The organism is Corynebacterium sp., assembly GCF_030152825.1.
Taxonomy (GTDB): Bacteria; Actinomycetota; Actinomycetes; order Mycobacteriales; family Mycobacteriaceae; genus Corynebacterium.
Genome location: NZ_JASLIP010000051.1, coordinates 25,446 through 51,344 on the forward strand (window position 1 = coordinate 25,446; position 25,899 = coordinate 51,344).

Annotated in this window: 25 protein-coding genes and 1 riboswitch; of the genes, 16 read left to right on the forward strand and 9 right to left on the reverse strand. The window is 66.3% G+C overall.

Translation table 11 applies throughout. The annotated features are described in order from the left end of the window. Window positions 1–12: 12 nt before the first annotated feature. From infC to argH, 14 genes are all read left to right on the forward strand, one after another. Window positions 13–537 (forward strand): translation initiation factor IF-3, encoded by a 525-nt coding sequence (gene infC, locus Q1V78_RS06135; protein WP_148820535.1) that lies wholly within the window; start codon window positions 13–15, stop codon window positions 535–537. Between the two features lie 39 nt (window positions 538–576). Next, entirely contained in the window at window positions 577–771 is a 195-nt protein-coding gene (rpmI, locus tag Q1V78_RS06140; RefSeq protein WP_012360370.1) for a 50S ribosomal protein L35, read from the forward strand. Window positions 772–836: 65 nt separating this feature from the next. Next, a complete protein-coding gene (rplT, locus tag Q1V78_RS06145; protein WP_300612716.1) occupies window positions 837–1,220 on the forward strand; it encodes a 50S ribosomal protein L20 in 384 nt (127 codons plus the stop codon). Window positions 1,221–1,441: 221 nt separating this feature from the next. Continuing rightward, window positions 1,442–2,251 carry an RNA methyltransferase gene (locus tag Q1V78_RS06150; RefSeq protein ID WP_300612717.1) on the forward strand — a complete coding sequence of 270 codons (810 nt, stop codon included), beginning with the start codon at window positions 1,442–1,444 and terminating at the stop codon, window positions 2,249–2,251. Between the two features lie 93 nt (window positions 2,252–2,344). Then, window positions 2,345–3,352, forward strand: a complete 1,008-nt coding sequence (pheS, locus tag Q1V78_RS06155; RefSeq protein WP_300612766.1) for a phenylalanine--tRNA ligase subunit alpha — start codon at window positions 2,345–2,347, stop codon at window positions 3,350–3,352. A gap of 71 nt (window positions 3,353–3,423) precedes the next feature. Beyond that, window positions 3,424–5,991 carry a phenylalanine--tRNA ligase subunit beta gene (pheT, locus tag Q1V78_RS06160; protein WP_300612719.1) on the forward strand — a complete coding sequence of 856 codons (2,568 nt, stop codon included), beginning with the start codon at window positions 3,424–3,426 and terminating at the stop codon, window positions 5,989–5,991. A gap of 141 nt (window positions 5,992–6,132) precedes the next feature. Then, window positions 6,133–7,170: an N-acetyl-gamma-glutamyl-phosphate reductase gene (gene argC / locus Q1V78_RS06165; RefSeq protein ID WP_300612721.1), complete on the forward strand. Its 1,038-nt coding sequence runs from the start codon at window positions 6,133–6,135 to the stop codon at window positions 7,168–7,170. A 79-nt stretch (window positions 7,171–7,249) separates the two neighbouring features. After that, entirely contained in the window at window positions 7,250–8,452 is a 1,203-nt protein-coding gene (gene argJ, locus Q1V78_RS06170) for a bifunctional glutamate N-acetyltransferase/amino-acid acetyltransferase ArgJ (RefSeq protein WP_300612723.1), read from the forward strand. 27 nt (window positions 8,453–8,479) lie between these two features. Further along, window positions 8,480–9,394, forward strand: a complete 915-nt coding sequence (gene argB / locus Q1V78_RS06175) for an acetylglutamate kinase (RefSeq protein WP_300612725.1) — start codon at window positions 8,480–8,482, stop codon at window positions 9,392–9,394. Between the two features lie 48 nt (window positions 9,395–9,442). Further along, window positions 9,443–10,672 (forward strand): acetylornithine transaminase, encoded by a 1,230-nt coding sequence (locus Q1V78_RS06180; protein ID WP_300612738.1) that lies wholly within the window; start codon window positions 9,443–9,445, stop codon window positions 10,670–10,672. A gap of 2 nt (window positions 10,673–10,674) precedes the next feature. Next, window positions 10,675–11,613 (forward strand): ornithine carbamoyltransferase, encoded by a 939-nt coding sequence (argF, locus tag Q1V78_RS06185; protein ID WP_300612740.1) that lies wholly within the window; start codon window positions 10,675–10,677, stop codon window positions 11,611–11,613. Next, complete coding sequence (gene argR, locus Q1V78_RS06190) at window positions 11,598–12,080, forward strand: arginine repressor (RefSeq protein WP_284780139.1); 483 nt, start codon at window positions 11,598–11,600, stop codon at window positions 12,078–12,080. Before argF ends, argR begins: the two co-directional genes overlap by 16 nt. Before the next feature lie 134 nt (window positions 12,081–12,214). Further along, window positions 12,215–13,414, forward strand: a complete 1,200-nt coding sequence (locus Q1V78_RS06195; protein WP_300612744.1) for an argininosuccinate synthase — start codon at window positions 12,215–12,217, stop codon at window positions 13,412–13,414. A gap of 136 nt (window positions 13,415–13,550) precedes the next feature. Further along, window positions 13,551–14,984: an argininosuccinate lyase gene (argH, locus tag Q1V78_RS06200; RefSeq protein WP_300612768.1), complete on the forward strand. Its 1,434-nt coding sequence runs from the start codon at window positions 13,551–13,553 to the stop codon at window positions 14,982–14,984. A gap of 19 nt (window positions 14,985–15,003) precedes the next feature. Here argH and Q1V78_RS06205 read toward each other — a convergent pair whose 3' ends face one another. From Q1V78_RS06205 to thiC, 8 genes are all read right to left on the reverse strand, one after another. Further along, a complete protein-coding gene (locus Q1V78_RS06205) occupies window positions 15,004–16,287 on the reverse strand; it encodes a ThiF family adenylyltransferase (RefSeq protein ID WP_300612745.1) in 1,284 nt (427 codons plus the stop codon). Window positions 16,288–16,339: 52 nt separating this feature from the next. Further along, window positions 16,340–17,209: a cation diffusion facilitator family transporter gene (locus tag Q1V78_RS06210; protein ID WP_300612747.1), complete on the reverse strand. Its 870-nt coding sequence runs from the start codon at window positions 17,207–17,209 to the stop codon at window positions 16,340–16,342. Window positions 17,210–17,481: 272 nt separating this feature from the next. Continuing rightward, window positions 17,482–18,318 carry a thiazole synthase gene (locus tag Q1V78_RS06215; protein WP_300612749.1) on the reverse strand — a complete coding sequence of 279 codons (837 nt, stop codon included), beginning with the start codon at window positions 18,316–18,318 and terminating at the stop codon, window positions 17,482–17,484. A gap of 86 nt (window positions 18,319–18,404) precedes the next feature. Beyond that, on the reverse strand, window positions 18,405–18,611 hold the full coding sequence (gene thiS, locus Q1V78_RS06220; RefSeq protein ID WP_300612751.1) for a sulfur carrier protein ThiS: 207 nt from the start codon (window positions 18,609–18,611) through the stop codon (window positions 18,405–18,407). A gap of 73 nt (window positions 18,612–18,684) precedes the next feature. Next, a complete protein-coding gene (locus tag Q1V78_RS06225) occupies window positions 18,685–19,905 on the reverse strand; it encodes an FAD-dependent oxidoreductase (protein WP_300612753.1) in 1,221 nt (406 codons plus the stop codon). Between the two features lie 112 nt (window positions 19,906–20,017). After that, window positions 20,018–21,184, reverse strand: a complete 1,167-nt coding sequence (locus tag Q1V78_RS06230; RefSeq protein ID WP_300612755.1) for an MFS transporter — start codon at window positions 21,182–21,184, stop codon at window positions 20,018–20,020. Window positions 21,185–21,193: 9 nt separating this feature from the next. Continuing rightward, window positions 21,194–21,856, reverse strand: coding sequence for a thiamine phosphate synthase (locus Q1V78_RS06235; protein ID WP_300612770.1), 663 nt, complete (start codon window positions 21,854–21,856; stop codon window positions 21,194–21,196). Between the two features lie 79 nt (window positions 21,857–21,935). Then, window positions 21,936–23,756 (reverse strand): phosphomethylpyrimidine synthase ThiC, encoded by a 1,821-nt coding sequence (gene thiC / locus Q1V78_RS06240; RefSeq protein ID WP_300612757.1) that lies wholly within the window; start codon window positions 23,754–23,756, stop codon window positions 21,936–21,938. Continuing rightward, a riboswitch (TPP riboswitch) is annotated at window positions 23,756–23,869 on the reverse strand. (Overlaps the previous gene by 1 nt.) A 172-nt stretch (window positions 23,870–24,041) precedes the next feature. Between thiC and Q1V78_RS06245 the strand changes: the two genes are divergently transcribed. Together Q1V78_RS06245 and tyrS are read left to right on the forward strand one after the other, a co-directional pair. Further along, the gene (locus Q1V78_RS06245; protein WP_041628482.1) at window positions 24,042–24,215 is read left to right on the forward strand and encodes a Trm112 family protein; all 174 of its coding nucleotides are present in this window, start codon (window positions 24,042–24,044) and stop codon (window positions 24,213–24,215) included. A 32-nt stretch (window positions 24,216–24,247) separates the two neighbouring features. Then, a complete protein-coding gene (tyrS, locus tag Q1V78_RS06250) occupies window positions 24,248–25,558 on the forward strand; it encodes a tyrosine--tRNA ligase (protein WP_300612760.1) in 1,311 nt (436 codons plus the stop codon). A gap of 132 nt (window positions 25,559–25,690) precedes the next feature. On the opposite strand, the gene Q1V78_RS06255 is transcribed toward tyrS, so the two are convergent. Beyond that, window positions 25,691–25,899: hypothetical protein (locus Q1V78_RS06255; RefSeq protein WP_300612762.1), on the reverse strand; the 209-nt coding region annotated here is incomplete at its 5' end.

The window sequence follows — 25,899 nt, forward strand, 5'->3', positions numbered from 1 at the left end:
TGAGGAGTTCACATCAGCGCTGAAGCTCGCATCAACGACCGAATTCGAGTCCCCGAGGTCCGACTCGTCGGTCCCAACGGAGAACAGGTCGGCATTGTCAAGACGGACGATGCTCGCAAGCTGGCCTATGAAGCAGACCTCGATCTCGTAGAGGTCGCGCCGAACGCCAAGCCGCCCGTGGCCAAGATCATGGACTACGGCAAGTTCAAGTACGAACAGGCTCAGAAGGCCCGCGAGGCTCGACGTAATCAGCAGCAGACTGTGGTCAAGGAGCAGAAGTTCCGCCCGAAGATCGATGACCACGACTACGAGACCAAGAAGGGCAACGTCGTTCGTTTCCTGGAGAAGGGCTCGAAGGTCAAGGTCACGATCATGTTCCGTGGTCGCGAGCAGTCCCGCCCTGAGCTGGGCTTCCGCCTCCTGGAGCGTCTTGCCGCTGACGTTGAGGAATTCGGTCAGGTTGAGTCCCGTCCGAAGCAGGACGGTCGCAACATGACGATGGTTCTCGGCCCCGTCCGCAACAAGGGCAAGAAGTAGTCTCAGTAGTTCACAAACGTTGCTAGAGGATTTTCACCAATGAAGCAGAAGACGCACAAGGGTACCGCTAAGCGCATCAAGGTCACCGGTTCCGGCAAGCTCCGTCGCGAGCGCGCCTACCGCCGCCACCTCCTTGAGGGCAAGCCGTCCACCCGCACCCGCCGCCTGAAGGGCACCACCGACGTGTCCGCAGCCGACAACAAGCGCATGAAGCGCCTGCTGGGCAAGGCTTAATCACCTTAAGCCTCCCCCTTTTCTCGAAATACTAAAGAACAACCTGAAGTAAAGGACGTATCACCGTGGCACGTGTCAAGCGCTCTGTGAACGCAAAGAAGAAGCGTCGCGAAGTACTGAATTCCGCGAAGGGCTACCGGGGCCAGCGCTCCCGCCTGTACCGCAAGGCGAAGGAGCAGATGCTCCACTCCAAGACCTACGCCTTCCGCGACCGTCGCGCCCGCAAGGGTGAGTTCCGCAAGCTGTGGATCCAGCGCATCAACGCCGCTGCTCGTCAGAACGACATGACCTACAACCGCCTGATCCAGGGCCTGAAGCTGGCCGAGATCGATGTCGACCGCAAGGTCCTGGCCGAGCTGGCTGTCTCCGACGCCGCTGCCTTCACCGCACTGTGCGAGGCTGCTAAGGCTGCTCTGCCGGAGGACGTCAACGCACCGGCAGCTTCCTAAAGCTCTTCGAGGCGTGAAGCCTCCCACCGCCTTCGATGCACACCGCATCGGGGGCGGTTTTTGCGTGTCTGCACCCAGTATCCCGCGTGGAGAGAAGGCTGGGTACGTAGCGGTGGAGACCCAAGGCAAGCGGCGAGTGGGGACGCGCGCAGCAAAAAGTAGCGCCGGTAGCGGGGCACCACAATCTTTGCCCCGCTGCGACCCGACTAGGCTGTGAAGCCATGGAGATGTTCACCGAACGCACGCCCCGCATTGTCAACGCCGCCAAGCTGCACCGCGCCGCAACCCGGCGCAAGACCGGCCGCTTCCTCGCCGAGGGGGAGAACGCGGTCACCGCAGCGCTCGCGCGCGGCGAGGTTCTCGACCTGTACGTCACCGAGACTGCGTGGGAGCGCTTTCCTTTCCTCCAGGACGTCACCGGCACCCACGTCCACCTCATCACCGAACGCGCCGCTGACCACCTCTCCGAGACGGTCACGCACACCGGCCTGTTCGCCCTCTGCGCGAACCAAATGGTTAACGACGACGCCCTCATCACCAGCGCCACCAAGAACAGCCCGCTGATCGCCGTTCCCGTCGAGACGAACGAGCCGGGCAACGCGGGAACCATCATCCGAGTGGCCGATGCCTTCGGCGCCGGGGGAGTGCTCTTCGCCGGAAACACCGTGGATCCGCAGGGCGGCAAGGCGGTGCGCGCCTCCGCCGGAAGCCTCTTTAACCTCCCGGTCGCGCGCAACACCTCGGTGGTGGAAGTTGTCGAGAAGCTCCACGAGGCGGAGTACCAGATCCTCGCCACCGCAGCGGACGGGGACGTCACCCTCCACGAGGCAGCCGACCCCGCCAATGGCATGCTCGCCCAGCCCACCGCGTGGCTCTTCGGCAACGAAGCACACGGGCTCGGGGACTGGCTGGACCTCGCCGATATCCGCGTGAGTATCCCAATGCGCGGGCACGCGGAATCCCTGAACCTCGCCACGGCGGCAAGTGTGTGCCTCTACGAATCCTCTAAAGCACAGATTGCTAAGCTGTAGCCTGAAATAGTCGTTTTTACGTGTTGCGAGGAGCCCACGTTGTCGGAATCGCCAGTGTCGCCTGAGGCTGCTGTAGAAATCTCTGAAGAGTCGATGGGGGCGGCGGCCGAAGCCGCCGAGAAGGCCTTTACCTCCGCCACCAACCTCGAGGAACTCGCTGAGGCCCGCCGCGCGCACCTCAGCGACGACGCTCCGATCCCCGCTGCTCGCCGCTCCCTCGGCTCCCTGCCGAAGGATCAGCGCAAGGACGCCGGCCGCATCGTCAACATGGCACGCGGCCGCGTCGAGAAGCTCTTCGGCCAGGTGAAGGCCGAGCTGGAGGAGAAGCGCAACCAGGAAGCACTCCGCGCCGAGCGCATCGACGTCACCCAGCCCACCACCCGTGGCCAGGTCGGTGCCCAGCACCCGATCACGATCCTCAACGAGCAGATCGCGGACATCTTCGTCGGCATGGGCTGGGAGATCGCCGACGGCCCGGAGGTCGAGGCGGAGTACTTCAACTTCGACTCCCTGAACTTCATCCCGGACCACCCGGCTCGCACCCTGCAGGACACCTTCCACATCGCACCGCAGGGCTCCCGTCAGGTGCTGCGCACCCACACCTCCCCGGTGCAGATGCGTACCATGCTCTCCCGCGAGGTGCCGATCTACATCGCCTGCCCGGGCCGTGTGTTCCGCACCGACGAGCTGGACGCCACCCACACCCCGGTCTTCCACCAGGTCGAGGGGCTGGCCGTGGACAAGGGCCTGACCATGGCCCACCTTAAGGGCACCCTGGACCACCTCGCGAAGTCTCTGTTCGGCTCGAACACGAAGACCCGCATCCGCCCGAACTACTTCCCATTCACCGAGCCTTCCGCTGAGGTGGACGTCTGGTTCGAGGACAAGAAGGGCGGCGCCGGCTGGATCGAGTGGGGTGGCTGCGGCATGGTCAACCCCAACGTCCTCATCGCCGCGGGAATCGACCCGGAGGAGTACTCGGGCTTCGCCTTCGGCATGGGCATCGAGCGCACCCTGCAGTTCCGCAACGGGCTGCCTGACATGCGCGACATGGTCGAAGGCGACGTCCGCTTCACCCTGCCATTCGGGGTCCGCGGCTAAGCCCCGCCGCGCCCCGCGCCACAACAAACTCCGCTCCACAACTCTTCTGGCAAAAGGACCTTTTCAAGCACATGTTGATTTCTCAGAACTGGCTCACCCGGATCCTGCAGACCGCGAACCCCAGCTGGTCTGTGGACTCCGAAGAACTCGACGCAGGTTTCGTCCGCGTCGGCTTCGAGACGGAGGGCTACGAACGCCTCCCGAAGACAGAGGGTCCACTCGTCATCGGCAAGGTGAGCAACATCGAGGAGCTGGAGGGCTTCAAGAAGCCGATCCGCTACTGCGAGGTCGCCGTCGGTGAGGCCAACGGCACCGGTGAGCCGCAGAACATCATCTGTGGTGCCCGCAATTTCGCCGAGGGTGACTACGTGATCGTCGCTCTGCCGGGCACCGTGCTGCCTGGCCCATTCGAGATCTCCGCCCGCAAGACCTACGGCAAGATCTCCGAGGGCATGATGTGCTCCGCCTCCGAGCTCGGCCTCTACGATGGCACCAGCCCAGGCATCATCACCGTCTCCGAGGAAGAGATCAAGGCCAACGGGCTCACCATCGGCGACGACGCCCGCGGCCTGCTGGGGCTGGACGACACCGTCTTCGAGGTCAACGTCACCCCGGACCGTGGCTATGCGCTGTCCGCCCGCGGCCTGGCTCGTGAGCTGGCGTCCTCCTTCAAGCTGCAGTACCGCGACCCGGCGCTCGACCCGGCCGCGGCCGCCCTCGACGACGACCTCTTCGCCGGCATCCCGGGCATCAAGGAGGACATCCTCTCCCTGGAGGTAGAGGAGGACGCGAAATGCTCCCTCTTCGGCATCCGCAAGGTGGAGGGCATCGACCCGACCGCCGAGTCCCCGCTGTGGCTGCAGCGCGAGCTGATGCTCTGCGGCCAGCGTCCCGTCAACGCTGCCACGGACGTCACGAACTACGTCATGATGCTGCTCGGCCAGCCGATGCACGCCTTTGACGCCGGCAAAATCACCGGCAACCTGCGGGTGCACCGCGCCTCCGAGGGCGACACCCTGACCACTCTGGACGGCGTGGATCGGACCCTGTCCAGCGAGGACGTCGTCATCTCCGACGACTCCGGCATCCAGTCCCTGGCCGGCGTGATGGGCGGCAGCACCTCCGAGATCTCCGATGAGACCGTCGACGTGCTCTTCGAGGCCGCGCACTGGGACGCGCTCACCGTGGCCCGTACCTGCCGCCGCCACAAGCTCTCCTCTGAGTCCTCCCGCCGCTTCGAGCGTGGCACCGACGCCGCGATCATCGGCAATGCGCTGGACTTCGCGGTTTCGCTGCTGGTCCGCATCGCCGGCGGCAAGGTCGTGCACGGCCGCACGATGGTCGGTGAGGTGCCGAGCATGCCGACGATCCAGATGCACACCAACCGCCCGGGCAAGGTCGCGGGCATGATCTACCCGGACGGCACCACGATCGGTCACCTCCGCGAGGTGGGCTGCACCGTCCGCGAGACCGGCCTGCGCGACGGCCAGGGTGCCCGCCAGATCGAGGTCACCCCGCCGACCTGGCGCCCGGACCTGACCATCCCGGCCGACCTGGTGGAGGAGGTGCTCCGCCTCGAGGGGCTGGAGAACATCCCATCGGTCCTGCCGCACGCACCGGTCGGCCGCGGCCTGACCCCGCGCCAGCGCCTGCGCCGTCGCATCGGCCACGCGATGGCCTGGAATGGCTTTGCGGAGATCCTGCCGACGCCGTTCATCGCCAACGATGTTTTCGACGAGTGGGGCCTGGCGGAGGACGATCCGCGCCGCAACGTGGTGAAGGTCCAGAACCCGCTGGAGTCCGATCACGCATCCCTGGGCACCACGCTGCTGCCGTCCATGATCGATGCCCTGCGCCGCAACTCTGCGCGTGGCCAGAAGGACGTCGCGCTGTTCGGCGTGGAGCAGGTCTCCCTTCCGCGCCTGCCGGAGAGCGAGCGCAAGCCGACCCCGATGCCAGCCGTGACCCAGCGCCCGTCCGAGGCGGAGCTGAATGAGCTGGCCCAGACCCTGCCGGAGCAGCCGCTCTACGTGGCGATGGTCGCCGCCGGCCAGCGTGCTCTGCAGGGCCCGTGGGGTGGCGCGGAGAACTTCGAGGCTCAGGACGCCTTCGAAGCCGCGCGCCTGATTGGGCGTGCGGCTGGCGTGGACGTGGAGTTCCGCAATGCCGAGTTCCTGCCGTGGCACCCGGGCCGCTGCGCCGAGATCCTGGTCGACGGCACCGTGGTGGGGCACGCGGGCGAGCTGCACCCGCAGGTCTGCGAGCGCGCCAACATCCCGGCCCGCAGCATCGCGCTCGAGATCGATCTGGACGCACTCCCGGTCGAGGAGCGATTCCCGCAGCCCAAGGTGTCTGCCTTCCCGCCGGTCTATCAGGACGTGGCCCTCGTGGTCGACAAGGATCTGCCGGTCGCTGAGGTGCAGAAGGTGCTGCAGGAGGGCGCCGGCGAGCTGCTGGAGAGCATCCGCCTGTTCGACATCTACCAGTCGGATTCGCTAGCGGAGGGTAAGCGTTCGCTGACCTTCTCCCTGAGCTTCCGCGCGACGGACCGCACTCTGACCGAGGATGAGGCATCGGAGGGGCGCCGGGCTGCCATTGCGGCCGCCACGGAGAAGCTGGGGGCCGAGCTTCGCTCCTAGGATTCAGCTTCGCTCTTAGGACCGAGCTTCGCTCCTAAGCCGTAGGCCCATGCAGCCCGCGAGGACCGCCCTCGCGGGCTGCATATTTTGCATAAGCGTGTATATATTGCATTTTTCTGTGATCGGGCGCATAATTAAAGAATGAAGAAAATTGCAGTCGCAGGAGCCAGCGGTTACGCAGGCGGGGAGGCCCTCCGCCTGCTGCTCAACCACCCGGGATATGGCGTGGATTTCGAGATCGGAGCTCTCACCGGAGGCTCCAACGCCGGCCAGAACTTTGGGGAACTCGCCCCGGCACTGACCCCCTTGGCGGACCGCACCCTCCAGGAGACCACGCCGGAGGTGCTCGCCGAGCACGACATGGCGATTCTCGCCCTCCCGCACGGCGTTTCTGCCACCCTCGTGGAGCAGGGGCTGCCAGAGGACATGAAGATCGTGGACTGCGGCGCGGATTACCGCCTGCGCAACGAGGACCTGTGGGAGCGCTACTACGGCACCCCGCACGCCGGTAGCTGGACCTATGGCATCCCCGAGATGCCTGGCCACCGCGAGGAGATCGCTGCCACCACCCGCGTCGCCGCCCCTGGCTGCTTCCCGACGGGCGCGACCATCGCCGCCATGCCCGGCATCGCCGCCGGCATGATGGCCCCGCAGGTCTCCGTCGTCTCCGTCACCGGCGTCTCCGGCGCAGGGAAGAAGCCCAGCGTGGCCCTGCTCGGCGCCGAGACCATGCAGAACCTCCGCGCCTACGGTGTCATGACCCACCGTCACGCCCCGGAGATCAAGCAGAACCTCCTCGAGCTCGTTCCCGGCGGTGACCAGGGCGCCGACGTTCACGTCACCTTCACCCCCGTCCTGGCCCCGCTCGTGCGTGGCATTCTCACGACCGTCACCGCACCGGCCCGCGGTAGCGAAGCTGATATCCGACGCGCCTACGAGGACTTCTGTGCCAACGAGCCCTTCCTGCACCTCTTGCCGGAAGGCCAGCAGCCAGAGACCCGCCACGTCACCGGCACGAACATGGTTCACCTGCAGGTCGCCGTGGATGACGGCATGATCGTCGCCACCTCCGCGATCGACAACCTCACCAAGGGCACCGCGGGTGCCGCCGTCCAGTGCCTCAACCTGATGAACGGTTGGGACGAGACCGCAGGCCTGCCGACCATCGCCGCTACCTAACCCAGCGGCGTCGTAACACAGCGCCGAACAACACACCTACCGCAACAACCCCTTTGAAGAAGTAGAAGAAGAGCACGCAGTGAGCACCCAGCCCGAACACCACAACCCAGCAGCCGGACAGCGTATCGGCGTCACCGCCCCTGCTGGCTTCCGCGCCGCCGGCGTCACCGCGGGCATTAAGCCCTCCGGCAACCCGGACATGGCCCTGCTGGTCAACGACGGCCCCGACTACCACGCCGCCGCTCTGTTCACCCGCAACCAGATCAAGGCCGCGCCAGTCCAACTGACCAAGTCGCTGCACAACGGCACTTTCCGCGCAGCCGTCATCAACGCCGGCAACGCGAACGCCTGTACGGGGGAGCAGGGCATGGCGGACGCCAAGCGCACCGGCGAACTCGTCGGCAACGCGCTCGGCATCGACGCCGCAGACGTGGCCGTGTGCTCCACCGGCCTGATCGGCGACCTGCTGCCGATGGACAAGATCGAGGCGGGAGTCGAGGCGCTGGCCTCCGAGCTCTCCACCGATCTCGAGGCCGGCACCAAGGCGGCCGAGGCGATCATGACCACGGACACCGTCATCAAGCAGGCAGTATACGAGGGCGATGGCTGGAGCATCGGCGCGATGGCCAAGGGCGTGGGAATGATGGCCCCATCCCTGGCCACGATGCTGGTCTTCCTCACCACCGACGCCAAGCTGCCCAGCGCAGAGGCCGCCCAGGAGGCGCTGGGGGCAGCCAGCGGGGCCACCTTCGACTGCATCGACGTGGACGGCTCCACCTCCACCAACGACACCCTCATCATGCTCGCCAACGGTGCCTCCGGTGTGGAGCCGGACGCCGCCGAGTTCGCCCGCGCGGTCCACGAGGTCTGCCTGGGCCTCACCCGCCAGCTGCAGGGCGACGCCGAGGGCGTGACCAAGAAGGTTGCGATCACCGTCACCGGCGCCGCTACGGACGAGGAAGCCAAGGCCGCCGCCCGCGTCATCGGTCGCGACAACCTGTTCAAGTGCGCGATGTTCGGCTCCGACCCGAACTGGGGCCGCGTGCTCGCCGCCGTCGGCATGGCCCCGGTAACCATGGACCCGACGAAGATCCGCGTGTCCTTCAACGGCCACGACGTCTGCGTTGACGCCGCCGGGACCCCGAATGCCCGCGAGGTTGACCTCTCGGGTGAGGACATCGACCTCGAGGTCAACCTCGCCAGCGGCGACGGCAAGGCCACCGTCTGGACCACCGACCTGTCCTACTCCTACGTCGAGATCAACTCCGAGTACTCGAGCTAACCGCCAGCGGTCACCCAAGGATTCACCATGCCTAAGATTCACGACTCCTCCTGCACCAGCGGGCTGACCCCCTCGCAGCGCTCCCACGTGCTGGCCGAGGCCCTGCCATGGCTGCTGCACTACCGCGACAAGATCGTGGTGGTGAAGTACGGCGGCAACGCCATGATCGACGACGAGCTCAAGCGAGCCTTCGCCGCGGACATGGTCTTCCTCCGCGCGGTCGGTGCGCGTCCCGTCGTCGTGCATGGCGGCGGGCCGCAGATCAACATGATGCTCGACAAAGTCGGCCTGGAAGGGGAGTTCCGCGGCGGCTTCCGCGTGACCTCGCCGGAGGTCATGGAGTACGTGCGCATGGTGCTCTTCGGAAAGGTCGGCCGCGAGCTGGTCGGCCTCATCAACGAGCACGGCCCATACGCGGTGGGTGCCTCCGGCGAGGATGCCGGCCTGTTCACCGCCGAGAAGTTCCAGCCCGAGATCGAAGGGGAGCTGGTGGACATCGGCCGGGTCGGCAGCATCACCGACGTCGATCCCACCAGCCTGTTCGACCTCATCGATGCCGGCCGCATCCCGGTGGTCTCCACGATCGCCCCGGACGACGACGGCCTGGTCTACAACATCAACGCCGACACCGCCGCTGGTGCGCTCGCGGGAGCCCTGGACGCCGAGCGCCTCGTCATGCTCACCAACGTGCCGGGCCTCTACACCGACTGGCCGAACCAGGACTCGCTGGTCTCCAGCCTGACCCCGGAGGAGCTGGAGGAGCTCCTCCCGACACTGGATAGCGGCATGATCCCGAAGATGGCTGCTTGCCTGGACGCCATCCGCAACGGCGCGAAGGCCGCCCACGTCATCGACGGGCGCGTCCCACACTCGGTGATCCTCGAGCTGATGACCGAGGGCGGTATCGGCACCATGATTTCCGCCGAGTCCTACGAGCACTAAAACCCAGCAGCAAGAAACTTCCGACGCACAACCCGAAGGATCAAGGCGATGAGCAACACTCAAGAGCAAGCCACTCCCGCCACGGAAGCCACCTGGCAGGACCGCTGGCAGCACACGCTGATGGACACCTACGGCACCCCGGCGCTGAACCTCGTCAAGGGGCAGGGCAGCTACGTCTGGGACAGCGAGGGCAAGAAGTACCTCGACCTGCTCTCCGGCATCGCGGTCAACGCCCTGGGGCACGCCCACCCAGCGATCGTCGAGGCCGTGACCACCCAGCTGCAGACCCTGGGGCATATCTCGAATGTCTTCGCCCACCCGCAGGTCATCGAGCTCGCGGGGAAGGTGACCTCGTTGGTTGGCACTGAGGAGGCCGCGGACGCCCGTGTGTTCTTCTGCAATTCCGGCGCCGAGGCCAACGAGGCCGCGTTCAAGATCGCGCGCGCCACCGGACGGCCGAAGATCTTGGCCGCCGAGCGCGGCTTCCACGGACGCACGATGGGTTCCCTGGCGCTGACCGGCCAGCCGGATAAGCGCAAGCCTTTCGAGCCGATGCCCGCGGGCGTGGAGTACTACCCCTACGGCGACCTCGACGCCGTCGACGCCATGGCCGACGAGAACACCGCCGCCATCTTCCTGGAGGCCATCCAGGGCGAGACCGGCGTGATTCCTGCACCGGAAGGCTTCCTCGCTGGGCTGCGCAGGATCTGCGACGAACGGGGGATCCTCCTCGTCGTAGATGAGGTCCAGGCGGGCATGGGACGCACCGGTGCCTGGTTCGGTTTCCAGTCCGATGGTTCCGGCGTTGTTCCGGACGTCATCACCATGGCCAAGGGCCTGGGTGGCGGGCTGCCGATCGGCGCCTGCCTGGCCATGCCCCGTGCCCAACTGCTGGCCAAGGGCATGCACGGCACCACCTTCGGCGGCAACCCGGTGGTCTGCGCCGCGGCCAATGCCGTGATCGATGAGATCAAGCAGCAGAACCTGCTGGAGAACGTGCAGCAGGTCGGGGCGCAGCTGGTCGCCGCCCTGCAGGACCACCCGCGGGTCACCGAGATCCGCGGCCGCGGCCTGATGCTTGGCGTCGTCCTGGACACCCCGTGCGAGCTCGACCCCGCGGACTACGGAATCCTGCTGAACAAGCCCTCGCCGGAGGTGCTGCGCATTGTGCCGCCGCTGAACCTGAGCCCCGCCCAGGCCGATGAGGCCGCGTCGAAGATCACCGCGATGCTCGACGACCTACCAGCCCCAACCGAGACGTCGACCACAGAAAGCTAGAAATGACCCTCGCAGAAAAGAACACCAAGCCCCTGCGCCACATGCTGGCGGACGACGACCTCACCCCGGCCGAGCAGGCGCAGGTCCTGGACCTGGCGGAGAAGGTGAAGGCCGACCGCTACGGCAACCCCTTCCGCAACATCCTGGAGCACCAGTCCGTGGCGGTGCTGTTCGATAAGACCTCGACCCGCACCCGCTTCTCCTTCAGCGCCGGCATCACCGAGCTGGGGGGCAGCGCGATCGTCGTGGACTCCGGCAGCTCCCAGATGGGCAAGGGGGAGACCTTCCAGGATACCGGCGCGGTGCTCTCCCGGTTCGCCAGCATGATCGTGTGGCGGACCGGTGCGCACAGCAACCTCGCGGAGATGGCCGAAACCGCGACGGTGCCGATCATCAACTCCCTCTCCGATGATTTCCACCCCTGCCAGATCCTCGCGGACCTGCAAACCATCCGGGAGAAGAAGGGCGAGCTGGCCGGGCTGAAGGCTATCTACTTCGGCGATGGCGCCAACAACATGGCCAATAGCTACATGCTCGGCTTCGCCACCGCAGGCATCGACATCACGATCTGCGCCCCGGAGGGCTTCCAGCCGGAGGCGGAGTTCGTGGAGCGGGCGAAGAAGCGGGCCGCGGAGACCGGTGCCACCGTCACCGTGACGGATGAGGTCACCGCCGCGGACGCCGACGTCGTCATCACGGACACGTGGGTGTCCATGGGCCAGGACCCGAACGTCGACCGCAGTGCCCTGCGCGCCTACCAGGTCAACGAGGAGCTGATGGCGGAGGCGAAGGAGGACGCGATCTTCCTGCACTGCCTGCCCGCGTACCGGGGCAACGAGGTCACCGCCGAGGTCATCGACGGCGAGCAGTCGGTGGTCTTCGACGAGGCCGAAAACCGCCTGCACGCGCAAAAGGCGCTGATGGTATGGCTGCTCCGTTAGACCGGTCGGCCGCGCCATCGAAGTCTGCCCGACAGGCAGCCATCGCTCGGGTGATCGGCCAGCACCGGGTGGCGAACCAACGTGAGCTGCTCGACATCCTGCACACCATGGATATCGAGATCACGCAGGCCACGCTCTCCCGGGACCTCGTGGACCTGGGAGCCCGCAAGGTACGCACCGACGGCAAGTCCCACTACACCCTGGCGGAAGCCATGGTGGGGGACGGGCCCGCACACCTGCGCCGGGTGCTTTCCGAGCTGCTGGTCGCCCACGACGACTCCGGCAACATCGCGGTGCTGCGCACCCCGCCGGGGGCGGCCCAATACCTGGCCAGCGTCCTCGACCGCTCGGAACTGCCACAGACGGTGGGTACCATCGCGGGTGATGACACGGTCTTCGTGCTCGCCCGCGAGGGACACAGCGGGGCCCAGGTCGCGGAGTATTTCGCGGAGCTGGCCCGCGGCTAGCAGCCGTGCCGGCGATCCGGTGGGAGAGCGGCAGTCCAGAATGGACGCCACTAGCCCGCGCCGGATGCTCAACAAAAAATCTGAACAACTAGAATCTTTAAAAGAAGAACAGAAAACGGGGAAAGGAAACCTCAATGAAGGATCGCGTCGTACTCGCATACTCCGGTGGCCTGGACACCACCGTCGCCATCAGCTGGATCGCCAAGGAGCGCAACGCTGAGGTCATCGCCGTGTCCATCGACCTGGGCCAGGGCGGCGAGGACATGGAGACCGTCCGCCAGCGCGCGCTCGGCGCCGGCGCCGTGGAGTCCATCGTGGTGGACGCCCGCGACGAGTTCGCCAACGACTACTGCCTGCCGACGATCAAGGCCAACGGTCTGTACATGAAGGAGTACCCGCTGGTCTCCGCGATCTCCCGCCCGCTGATCGTCAAGCACATGGCCGAGGCCGCCAAGGTGCACAACGGCACCGCCGTCGCCCACGGCTGCACCGGTAAGGGCAACGACCAGGTCCGCTTCGAGGTCGGCTTCGCTAACACCGCACCGAAGCTGGAGATCATCGCCCCGGCCCGCGATTACGCCTGGACCCGCGACAAGGCCATCGCCTTCGCTGAGGAAAACGACATCCCGATCGAGCAGTCCAAGTCCTCCCCGTTCTCCATCGACCAGAACGTCTGGGGCCGCGCGGTTGAGACCGGCTACCTGGAGGACCTGTGGAACGCCCCGACCAAGGACGTCTACGCCTACACCGAGGACCCGGCCCTGGGCCAGGCCCCGGATGAGGTCATCATCTCCTTCGAGTCCGGCGTGCCGGTGGCCATCGACGGCCGCAAGGTGACCGTCCTGGAGGCCATCGAGGAGCTCAACCGCCGCGCTGGTGCGCAGGGTGTGGGACGCCTGGACATGGTCGAGGACCGCCTGGTGGGCATCAAGTCCCGCGAGATCTACGAGGCTCCCGGCGCGATGACCCTCATCCGCGCTCACGAGGCCATGGAGGCCGTGACCATCGAGCGCGAGCTGGCTCGTTACAAGCGCGGCATCGATGCTGAGTGGTCCGACCTGGTCTACGACGGCCTGTGGTTCTCCCCGCTGAAGCGTTCCCTGGATGCCTTCATCGAGGAGTCCCAGGAGCACGTCACCGGCGACATCCGCCTGGTGCTGCACGCTGGCAACATCATCATCAACGGTCGCCGTTCCGACCACTCCCTCTACGACTTCAACCTGGCCACCTACGACGAGGGCGATAGCTTCGACCAGTCCCTGGCCAAGGGCTTCGTGGAGCTGCACGGCCTGTCCTCCAAGATCGCCGCTAAGCGCGATATGGGCATCCTGTAATAGCCCCTTCCTGGCGGGCGGTCCCGTTCGTGGGGCTGCCCGCCGTTAGTTTCTTTAAGACCGACTTTCTTTCACGACGTCACTCACGGAGAGGAATCCTTCAATGGCAGATCACGGTGCGTCCAACCCCGGTTCGCTGGACAAGCACGGTACGAACGAGGGCGCGCTCTGGGGCGGCCGCTTTTCCGGCGGCCCTTCGGAGGCCATGTTCGCGCTGTCCGTGTCCACCCACTTCGACTGGGTGCTCGCACCCTATGACGTGCTCGCCTCGAAGGCGCACGCCAAGGTGCTGAACCGGGCCGGGCTCCTCTCCGACGCCGACCTGGAGACCATGCTGAACGGGCTGGATCAGCTGGGTCGGGACGTCGCGGACGGTTCCTTCGTCCCCGCACCCTCCGACGAGGACGTCCACGGCGCGATGGAGCGCGGCCTGATCGACCGGGTTGGCCCGGAGGTCGGTGGTCGCCTGCGCGCGGGACGTTCCCGTAACGACCAGGTGGCTGCGATGTTCCGCATGTGGATCCGCGACGCGATCCGCGACATCGCCGTCCAGGTCACCGAGCTGATCGACGCGCTGGCTGCCCAGGCGAAGGCTCACCCGGAGGCGATCATGCCGGGTAAGACGCACTCCCAGGCTGCCCAGCCGATCCTGCTGGCCCACTCGCTGTTGGCTCATGCCCAGCCGCTGCTGCGCGATATTCAGCGCCTGCAGGACCTGGATAAGCGCCTGGCTGTCTCTCCCTATGGCTCGGGTGCGCTGGCTGGTTCCTCGCTGAAGCTGGACCCGGAGGCCATTGCAGAGGAGCTCGGCTTCGACTCCGCGGCGGATAACTCCCTGGACGGCACCTCCTCCCGCGACTTCGCCTCCGAGACGGCCTTCGTGCTGGCGCAGATCGCGGTGGACATGTCCCGCTTGGCTGAGGAGATCATTTACTGGTGCACCCCGGAGTACGGCTATGTCACGCTCTCCGATTCCTGGTCCACCGGCTCCTCGATCATGCCGCAGAAGAAGAACCCGGACGTGCCTGAGCTCGTGCGCGGCAAGACGGGTCGTTTGATCGGTAACCTCTCCGGCCTGATGGCCACCCTGAAGGGCCTGCCGCTGGCGTACAACCGCGACCTGCAGGAGGACAAGGAGCCGATCGTCGACTCGGTCGCGCAGCTCAATCTGCTGCTGCCGGCGATGACGGGCCTGGTGTCCACCCTGACCTTCCACGAGGACCGCATGCGCGAGCTCGCCCCGGCGGGCTTCACGCTCGCGACGGACCTGGCGGAGTGGATGGTGCGCCAGGGGGTGCCGTTCCGCGAGGCCCACGAGGCCTCGGGCTCCTGCGTTCGCATCGCGGAGTCCCGCGGCGTGGACCTCATCGACCTCACCGACGAGGAGCTGGCCTCCGTGGATTCCCGGCTCACCCCGGAGGTCCGCGAGGTGCTCACCATCGACGGCGCGGTGGCGTCCCGCTCGACCCGCGGCGGCACCGCCGGTGTGCGGGTCGCCGAGCAGCGGGAGGGCGTCGAGAAGCTCTCCGGTGAGCTGCGCGGGTGGGCGGAAACGCCGGTCCGCGGCTAAGGAAAGAGTCTCGCGGGGTTTAGCCCCGCACCCCTCCGGGCAGGTTGTGCAGCGTGATTCCATACTCGCTGGCAACCTGCCCGAATTTTTCGACGAAGTGCTGGCTGCGCACCCCGGAGGCACAGTAGACCACCGCGTCTGTGCCCTCGTGGCGGGCGAAGGCCTCGGCGACTGCAGGGGAGGCAACGTCCAGGGTGCCCGCGGGATCCGCGAGCGCGGACATCGCTAGGTGCTCGTCGGCGCCCTGCTCGCCGATGAAGCTCGGCTGGGCGAGGAGCGTTTCGTGGTACTCGCGGACGTCCACCGTAAAAGCCTTGCCGGTGCGGACGAGCTCGTGCAGCGCGGCGTTACCCGGTGCCTTCGCCGGGCGGGAGCCTGGGGCCTGGTCTGGCGTGGTCTCCGAGGACTCCGGGGACTGGACTGCGCAGGCGGTAGTGGAGGCTGCGCCGTCGTCGTTGGGGGACAGGGCCACGACTGGCTGGCGGCTCGGGTCGGGGGCGATGCGGAAGCTCTGGGTGCGCGCGGTTAGCGCGTCGTAGCTTAGGACCGCGCCCAGCAGCGGCTGTCCGACCCCGGTGATCCACTTGATGGCCTCCGTGGCGGCCAGCGCGCCCATCACCGCGGTGGTCGCACCCAACACGCCGGCGCTCGCGCAGTCGGGGATCGAATCCCCGCTTGGCTTCTCTGGAAACAGATCCCGCAGGCCGATGCCGCGCTCACCGCTGGCGGTGGAGTTGAACACCGAGATCTGCCCGGCGAAACGTAGCACCGTGGTCCAGACCAGGGGAGTGCCTGAGATTTCGGCGGCGTCGGCGACTAGAAACTTCGTGTCGAAGTTATCGGAGCCGTCGATGACCAGATCGACCTGCCGGAAGGCCTCGACGATATTGTTCGCGTCCAGGCGGTAGCGGTGTGCCTCGACCCGAATATCCGGCTGGATGCGCTGCAGGGCGTCGGTAGCCGCATCCACTTTTGCCCGGCCGACGTCCTCGGCCGAGAACAGGATCTGGCGGTGCAGGTTGGTCACGTCCACCGTGTCGTCGTCATAGAGCACGATCGTTCCCACCCCGGCCGAAGCCAGGGACTGCATCGCAGGGCAACCCAACCCGCCGGCGCCGACGACAAGCACGCGGGCGTCGTGCAGCCGCTGCTGCTCGGCGGGCCCGAAGCCAGGCAGGTTCAGGTGGCGCGCGGTGCGCCGCTGCTCCCGATAGGGAAGGGAGACAAAGTCCCCCGCCGGGTGGGTTTGACCGCTCGCCGAGCCCACACCGGGGGTTGTCAAGTGTTCCGAAAAATCAGCCATAGTTCTGTTCACCATCTTCCCACACCGCGGGCACGAAAACTTTCAGAGGAACTTAGACCCAGCGGGCGCCCACGTGGGTCTTGGCTCCCAGTGGTTCGATGTGGACTACCGTCTCCGCACCACCCAGCTCCTTGGCGATGCCGATTTCCACCGCGTCAGCCAGTTCGTGGGAGGCCTCGACGGTCCAGCTACCCGGCACCTGCATAACCAACTGCACGAGCCGGTCGCGCCCAAAAGCCACCGTGCGCACCGATGTGAAGGTCACGCCCTGCTCCTTGCCAAAGCGTTCCAGGTAGTCGTCGATCACCTTCAGCTCATCCTCGGGCAGTGCCTGCGAGAGCAGCCCGAGGACAGAGTCCTTGAGCAGCTTGTAGCCGGTGAAAAGGATGTTGACGCCGACGGCGAGCGCGATGATCGGGTCGAGGATCTGCCAGTCGGTGATCCACACGACAGCGATGCCCACCAGGACGCCGACGGTCGTCCACACGTCCGTGATGAGGTGGTGGCCGTCGGCGCTCAGGGTTGCGGAGCGGTAGCGCTTACCCGCGCGGATGAGCATCAGACCCACGGCGAGGTTCAGCACCGAGGCGAGCACAGACAGCAGCAGGCCGAGGCCCACCTGTTCGATCGGTTGGGGGTGGACGATCCGTTCCACCGCGGTGTAAATGATCACCAGGGCCGCCACGAAGATCATCGTGCCCTCGACCTGGGCCGAGAAGTATTCAGCCTTAGCGTGGCCAAAGTTGTGATCTTCGTCCGCCGGCTTGGCGGAAATCTTCAACGCCCACAGGCCGACGGCGGCAGCGATGAGGTTGATGAATGACTCGATCGCGTCGGAATAGAAGCCGACGGAGCCGGTGATTGCGGCGGCGGCGACTTTCAGCGCGATGGTAGCGATCGATACTGCGATCGAAAGCCACATGAAGCGTTCGAGAATCTGCTGTTCTTTGGCGGCGGCTAATGTGGGCAAAAAGCACCTCTTCGTCCGGGGCGCCGGGGCCGCTGGGGAGGAGGCCGTTCGGCGCCGTCATAATACGGGCCGAAGGTCTCGTTCGCTCTCGGTTACGAGAGCTGACGGGCCGGGCGCGAGGGCGCCAGTATGTCGACCGGTCACAACCGCGCGGCTGGCTGCCGCGAGGCGGAGCTACTCCCCTTCATCAGGAGTGCATCCTAGCATGTCGGCATTCCCAGTGGTCACAGCACGGAGTCCGCCCAGTCCTCGTCCCAGGAGGCCAGGCCCTCGAAGCTGGAGCTGGCCAGCGCGCCCTCCGCGTGGGTGCGCTTCGGGATGCGACCTGCCGCAGCGGCCAGGCGCCCGGCCTCGACCGCGTGCCTCATGGCGGTGGCCATGGTGACCGGGTCCTGGCAGCGGTTGACAGCGCTGGCGAGCAGCACACCGCTGCAGCCGAGCTCCATGGCGAGCGCGGCGTCCGATGCGGTGCCCACCCCGGCGTCCAGCAGCACCGGGACGGAGGCGCGGGCGCAGATCAGCTCGATATTGTGCGGGTTGAGGATCCCCAGCCCCGTGCCGATCGGGGAGCCTAGCGGCATCACGGCCGCCGCCCCGGCGTCCTCCAAGCGCTTGGCGACCACGGGGTCGTCGCTGGTGTAAGCCAGCACCTCGAAGCCCTCGGCGACCAGCATTTCGCAGGTGTCCACCAGCTCAACCACGTCGGGCAGCAGCGTTCGGTCGTCGGCGATGAGTTCCAGCTTCACCCAGTTGGTGCCCAGTGCCTCGCGTGCGAGCTGGGCGGTGAGGATCGCATCTTTGGCGGTCCGGCAGCCCGCGGTATTCGGTAGGACGTCGATGCCCAGGCGGTTCAGCAGCCCGAAGACGCTCTCGCCTCCCGCAGCGCCGTTCGGAGCTCCAGCGGCCCCAGGGGTGTTGCCTGCCCGGAAGCGGCGCATTGCCACGGTGGTCAGCTGGGTGCCGCTGGCCACCAGCGCCTTCTCAAGCAGCGTTTGGCTGGTCGCCCCGCCGGTACCCATGATCAGGTGCGAGTCGAACTTCTTCCCTGCGATTTCAAGCATCTATGCCTTCTTCTTCTGCGTCTACTAGTGCCGTCGTTCCGGGTCATCGTGGCTCGTTAAAGCCGATGAAGCCGGAAGCGGTAGCCCTAACCGCCCTGGACCGCGACGAGGATGTCGATCTCGTCGCCGTCGGCCACCTCGCGGTTCTCCCACTGGCTGCGTGGCACGACCGCCTGGTTCAGCGCGATCGCGATGCCCGTGGCATCCTTTTCGCCGGTCTCGTGGGCGACGACCTCAGCGACCGTGAGTCCCGCCTCGCCCTGGCGCTCTTCCTGGTTCACCGTGTAGTTCATTCTCAGCGTCCTCTCGCTCGTTTTTCCACGGGCGTTCTGCTTACCCATTATCTCCGAATCGCGTGCCACTGGCTCAGTTCGTCGCGGTCGCGAAGCGATCCCAGTGACACGCCTCGAGGCTCACCCCGGCCGCCTCAGCGGCCTCGCCCAACGCCACATCACCATCGCCGGCGCTGAGCCCCAGGTGTGCCGTCACCTTAGCGCCCAGTGCAGACAACAGGATTCCGTGCCGGAAGTATCCCGCCGAGATCACCACATTCCGGCTGGTCTTGCCGATCAGGGGTAGGTCGTCGGGAGTTCCTGGGCGTTCCCCGGCGAGCGCCTCGATGAACTCGCAGTCCTCGAGGCCCGGCACCACGCGGATAGCGTCGCGCAGCAGCGTGTAGACCCCGTCGGCAGCGGGGGCTCGCCGTTCGTCCTCCCGCGTCGTCGCGCCCACGGCGATCGTGCCGTCGGTGCGGGGGATGACGTAGATTGGCCGATCCTCGCAGAACCCGCGGATCACGCGCTCCACCGGGGCGGGCCGGCCTTCAGTCACCCCGAGGCGGATCAGGTCCCCGCGCACGGGCCGCACCGGCAGGGCAGGGGCGCCGTCGAGCGTTGCTGCCCCCACGCCGTTGCAGACGTAGACGCTTCCGCTCACGCTCACTGCCGTGCCGTCGGCGAGACGCACCGCGGTGCACCCGCTGTCCGGTCCTGCGTGACGGAGGCCGGCGTCCGAACCCGCCGCATCACTGCCGTACACCAGCCCGGTCGCTTCCTGCTCCACGAGGGTCGCGCCCATCTTTTTCAGGACGTCGACGGCTGCCGCGCAATACAACCGGGGGTTGACTTGGTGGTCGTCGGGGATTTCCACGGCGCCAGCCAGCTGCGGGTGCAGCCCAGGCTCAAGCTTGCGGGCTTGACGGACGGGCAGTCGGGTGGCCGTCATCCCGTGGGCGCGCTGGTGCTCCAGCAACTCGGCGAGGTGGGTGGCGTCGGCGCGGTCAGCAGCGACGACGAGCGTGGATTCCTCCCGATATCCGGTGGGAAGGTCCGTGTCTGACTCCACGGCTTCGCGCAGCGTCGGCCACAGCTCGGCAGCGCGGATCATCAGGGGATAGAGCTCCTCCTGCCCGTACTGCACCTCGGCGACGGGGGCGAGCATGCCACCCGCCACCCACGAGGCACCGCTGATCGGGGCTGGGTCGATGATCGCGATATCGGTCGCGGGTACCCCGGCACGGGTCAGCTCCACAGCGGTGCTGAGACCGATGATCCCGGCGCCGATGATCACATGCTCGTAGGTGCTCAAGTTCTCGTTCTTTCTAGTGGCGCGCTCGCGCCACGAACTGGGTGGGCTGCGGAACTGCACCCCACGGTCTTCGGTGTTGATTCTCGGATAACGGGCAATGTGTGTGACCGCCTTATGTGCGGTTGAGGTAGCCGGTTCGGATCTGCCAGCTGCGCAGTAGTGCGGCAGCCACTGCGATGCCGGTCAGAACGGCGAAGGGGATCGACGGGCCAACTCGCGGCTCCAGCACCTGCATCAGTGGTGGCAGGGCGAAGCCCACGTAGGTCGCGACGTAGTAGGCCCCGAGGACGCGGCCGCGGTGGGAGGCCGGGGAGTAGGCGTTGACGTCCAGCAGCCCATCGCGCAGGCACAGGCCATAGCCGAGCCCGAGCAAAACGGTGGCCAGGAAGAAGAGCGGCAGCGAGGGGGCCTCGCCACCGAGGGCGACGACGAGGAAACCGGCGCCTGCGCACAGGATGCCGACCACCCCCGAGCGCGGACCCCAGGCCCAGCGGCGCCCCGCTGCCTGGATCGCCAGGCCCGCTCCGAACCCGACCGCGGCCGCGACTCCCGGCAGGAACACCCCGGTCTCGAAGTACTCGGCCACCCGTGCGGCGAGCTCCACGAAGGCTGTGGTGATCGCTGCGAAGACCCACATCGCCACCGGCACGGAGGTCGCCAGCGCTTTACGGGGCGAGGCGCTCGGATCGACCTGCGGATCCTCCGCCACAGCCAGGATCCGCCGGGGCATGTCACCCGTGCGCAGCGAGAACACCACGGCCACGAGCGAGGCGATGATGCTCAGCACGAAGGGCAGCCAGAGCGGCGAGAACGCGAACTCGGCGAGCCCGGAGATCACCGGCCCCAGCGCGAAGCCAGAGGTGAGGACGATGCCGGCCAGCGTCGAACCCGCGGCCCCATTCAGCCGCGCTGCCCACGCGGTACCCGCGCTGACCACCAGTCCAACGCCCAGCCCCACGACGAAGCGGCCGGTGAGCAGCCCGGGTGCCCCGTGAAAGAGCATCAGGATAGTGTTGCCAAACACCGCGATGAGCGAGCCCGCCAATGCCACCAGGCGTCCACCGAAGCGGTCGGCCAGCGCACCGCCGACGAGGAGGCTCGGCACCAATCCCAGCGCGTAGATCCCATAAGCGCCGTTGACTAGCAGCGGCGACAGGTTGAGCTGCTCCCGCAGCGCCACGAGTACGGACGCGAAGTGATTCGCCGACCATCCCGCGGTGAGCAGGAGGGCGGCGACGCTGATAAAAACTCTCCGCGCGCTCGTTCCGGGTGTGCTCATAGGCCCTATTTAACGCTCGTTGGCTCCCGAAAACTGGGAAACCACGCTCTCGGCATAGGCCTTCGGGTCCTCGGCTTGCATGATTCCGCGGACGATCGCCAGCCCGGCCACACCGGTCGCAGCCAGTTCCGCGGCGTCCTCGGCTCGGACGTCCCCGATCGCGACGACCGGCACCGCGGAGGCAGCGACGAGCGCGGGGTAGCCCGCCAGCCCGAGTGGCTCGCGGCCCGAGTTCTTCGTCGGGGTGGGGCGGAAGGGACCAGCGCCGACGTAGTCGATGACGTCGGCGTAGTCATTCGCTCCCTCCACGAGTTCCAGGGTGCCGGTGGTCAGCCCGATGATCGCCTCGTCGCCCAGTACAGTGCGCGCCAGTCGCGGGTCGAGGTCATCCTGCCCGATGTGCACGCCGTGGATGTTGTGCTCCGCCATCAGGGCAGCGGCGACGTCCACGCGGTCGTCGATGAGGACCACCGCGTTCGGATTCGCGTCGGCCACGGCCGCTGCGACCTTGATGGAGAGCTCCGTGAGCTGACGGACGGTGATCGGCTTGCTGCGGATCTGGATCACCCCGGCGCCACCGGCTGCTGCCTCGGCAGCGATGCGGGTGATCTCCGCGCATTCCTCTTCCCAGTCGAGGTCCGGGATGCGGCCGGTGACGAAGTAGCAGGTCAGAGCCCGGCGATCCAGTCGCCGGGCGCTGGCCGCCCGACCCTCCGGGTCCCGCTTGGCATCCTGGCCACCGTCGTTGTTGCTAGCTGTGTTGCACACTCGCATCTTCCTCCAAGTAAATCTGCCCGCCGCGTTCCAGGAACTCCGCGGATTTCTCGTCCATTCCCGCCTCGACGGCAGCCAGGACGTCAGGGTCGGCGTGTGCTGCATCCTTGGGCTGGCCAATGCTCGGCAGCCCCAGGTCCGCGGCCATCTTGTCGCCGAACTCGTCGCGAATGTCCTGGCTGATGCGCATGGAGCAGAACTTCGGGCCACACATCGAGCAGAAGTGAGCCGTCTTCGCAGGCTCCGCCGGCAGCGTCTCGTCGTGGTACGCCTGCGCGGTATCGGGGTCCAGCGAAAGAGCGAACTGGTCGTGCCAACGGAACTCGAAGCGGGCCTTACTCATGGCGTCGTCCCACTCGTGGGCGCCCGGGTGGCCCTTGGCCACGTCCGCGGCGTGGGCGGCGAGCTTGTAGGTGATCACGCCGGTCTTCACGTCGTCCTTATTCGGCAGCCCCAGGTGCTCCTTCGGGGTGACGTAGCACAGCATCGCCGTACCACCGGCGGCGATATTCGCCGCGCCGATCGCGGAGGTGATGTGGTCATACCCCGGTGCGATGTCCGTGACCAGGGGGCCTAGCGTGTAGAACGGCGCGCCGCTGCACCATTCCTCTTCCTTCTCGTTGTTGATCTGGATCTTGTTCAGCGGCACGTGGCCCGGGCCTTCGATCATGACCTGGACGTCGTAGTCCCAGGCGCGCTTGCACAGCTCGCCGATGGTCTTCAGCTCAGCGAACTGGGCGGTGTCGTTGGCATCGGCGATGGAGCCCGGCCGTAGACCGTCACCCAGGGAGAACGCGACGTCGTAGGCCGCGAAGATCTCGCACAGCTCGTCGAAGTTCTCGTAGAGGAAGGATTCCTTGTGGTGGGCCAGGCACCAACCCGCCATGATCGACCCGCCACGGGAGACGATGCCGGTGACGCGCTTCGAGGTCAGTGGCACGAAGGGCAGGCGCACACCCGCGTGCACGGTCATGTAGTCCACGCCCTGCTCGGCCTGCTCGATGACCGTGTCGCGGAAGATCTCCCAGGTCAGATCCTCGGCCACACCACCCACCTTCTCCAGCGCCTGGTAGATCGGAACGGTGCCGATAGGCACGGGGGAGTTGCGCAGGATCCATTCGCGGGTGGTGTGGATGTCGTTACCGGTGGACAGGTCCATGACGGTGTCCGCACCCCAACGGGTGGCCCAGCGCAGCTTGTCCACCTCCTCGCGGATGGAGCTGGTGACCGCGGAGTTGCCGATGTTGGCGTTGATCTTGGTGAGGAACTGGTTACCGATGATCATCGGCTCGGATTCCGGGTGGTTGACGTTGTTCGGGATGATCGCCCGGCCGGAGGCCACCGCCGCCCGCACCTTCTCGACGTCGCAGTTCTCGCGCAGTGCGACGAACTCCATCTCACGGGTGACCTCACCGCGGCGGGCATAAGCCATCTGGGTGACGCGCTGGCCCTGCTTCGCGCGCAGTGGTGCTCGCTTCTCGCCGCGCCACTCCTCGCTGGCTTCGCCGCGCTTTGCTGCCCGGGTGCCGTCGTCCAGCAGGTTGCGCTTGCGGCCCTCGTACTCTTCGACATCACCGCGGTCCTGGATCCACTCGCTGCGCAGCGCAGGCAGGCCTACCTCCGGCTCCGCGTAGGGGCCGCGGGTGCGGTAGATCTTGACCGGCTCATTGGGGCCGGTGGGGGAATCGTCCAGGTCGATCGCGGTCTGGGGTACCTCGAGACCGTTGACCCGCAGGGGTGCGTAGCGGTGCTTCGGGTGAATTTCGGACGCGTGAATATCTGCGTTTTGCGCGCTCATGAAGAGCTCCTCCAACTTCCTTCGCTGGTGCTAACCAGACAGGTTCAGACGGTTCCACGCTGGCGTGCGCGATCTCAGCCCCAGCCACATCAGGGGCACCCGGATTTCGGTACGGCACCCACCATAGCGAACGCTTCGGGCACGCAAACAAGTGAGTGAACTCGAAGCAGAGGCCAGGCGAGGCTGGCGTCCTAAAACAACAGGAAAGAACGCAGGGGAGAGGGCGGGCACCGGGTAGGGGTAGCCAAGCGAACGGGCGGAAAAGATGGCGCTACACTAAGGGGCATGATTGATCCGAAGCTTCTGGAGATCCTCGCCTGCCCGCAAGACAAGCAGCCGCTGGAGGATCATGGCGACTATCTGGTGAACCCGCGGCTGGGACGTGCCTATCCGGTCTCCGACGGCATCCCGGTTCTGCTCACTGATGAGGCGGTCGACTGGCCGCTGGCAGAAGCTTAAAAACGATCACACATCTTTGACTGAGGAAAAACATGTCTAACGAGACGACCCAAAACTCCAACCTGGTTGACGAGCTGCAGTGGCGCGGGCTGATCGCCGACTCCACCGACCTTGATGAACTTCGCGAGCAGCTGAAGAACCCGACCGCGGTCTACTGCGGCTTCGACCCGACGGGCGATTCCCTCCACGCCGGCCACCTGGTGCCCCTGCTCCTGTTGCGACGCTTCCAGTTGGCCGGCCACAAGACTTTCGCCCTGGCGGGTGGTGCCACCGGCATGATCGGCGACCCGCGCGACGTGGGCGAGCGCTCCATGCTGACCGAGGAGCAGGTCGCCGAAAACGTGGAGCACATCAAGAAGCAGCTGCGCGCTTTCCTCCTCTTCGAGGGAAGTGCTGAGCTCGAGGAGTCGGGCAAGGACCTGCACCCCGCGACGTTGGTCAATAACGCTGACTGGATTGGCAACATGTCCGTCATCCACTTCCTGCGCGATCTGGGCAAGAACTTCTCGCTGAACACGATGCTTTCCCGCGACACCGTGAAGCGTCGCCTCGCTGCCGACGGCATCTCCTACACCGAGTTTTCCTACATGCTGCTGCAAGCGAATGACTTCGTTCACCTGCACCGCGAGCACGACGTCAGCGTGCAGGTCGGTGGCTCCGATCAGTGGGGCAACATCGTCTCTGGTGTGGACCTGGTCCGCCGCATGGACGGGGATTCTGTCCACGGCTTGACGGTTCCGCTGGTCACGGACTCCGAGGGCAAGAAGTTCGGCAAGTCCACGGGGGGCGGCAACCTGTGGCTCGACCCGGAGCTGACGAGCCCGTACAGCTGGTACCAGTACTTCTTCAACACCGCCGACGCCGACGTGGTGAAGTTCCTCCGGATGTTCACCTTCCTGGACCGCGAGGAGATCGACCGCCTTGCCGTGGAGGTCGCCGAGCGCCCGTTCAAGCGGGAGGCGCAGCGTGTTCTCGCCCAGGAAATGACGGCGCTGGTTCACGGTGAGGACGCTGTCGGCAAGGTCGAGCTGGCTGCCCAGGCGCTGTTCGGTCGCGCTGACCTGAGCGAACTCGACGAGCAGACTCTCGCCGCGGCTCTGCAGGAGACGACGGTCGCGGAGGGTGCAGTTGGTGCAAGCCTCGTCGAGCTACTCGTCGCCGCTGGTCTGGAGAAGTCCAATGGTGCGGCCCGCCGAACCATTAAGGAGGGCGGTGCGTACGTAAATAACGAGCGCATCGACGACGCCGAGTGGACCGTCTCTGCGGAAGACCTTCTGGTTGGCGGTTGGCTGGTGCTGCGTAAGGGGAAGAAGAACTTCGCTGGCGCGAAGATTAGCTCCTAGGCGAGCAGCGCTGCGCCGGCCCTGTCGTGAGCGCCGAAGCTGTTGAACAACCCCGGGCATCGTTGGCCATAACGATGCCCGGGCTTTCTGCTTCCACCTGGGGTTTTGTGTTTGTTGTGGGGTGTGTGTAGATTATTGATCTGCAAGGCCGCCGGCGCTGATGCCGGGTGGTTGGGTTCCCCTTCGGTCTTGTTTCCTTGTCACTGTCTTTGGTGAACGGTGAGTGATCGAGAGTTTTTCTCCGGTTTGCTTCTGGTTCATGTGGGTGATAAGCTCGGAATCCGCCTTAACGTGAAGCGCCACAGTGTTGTGGGTGTGGAGTGTTGTGTGCATATGTTGTT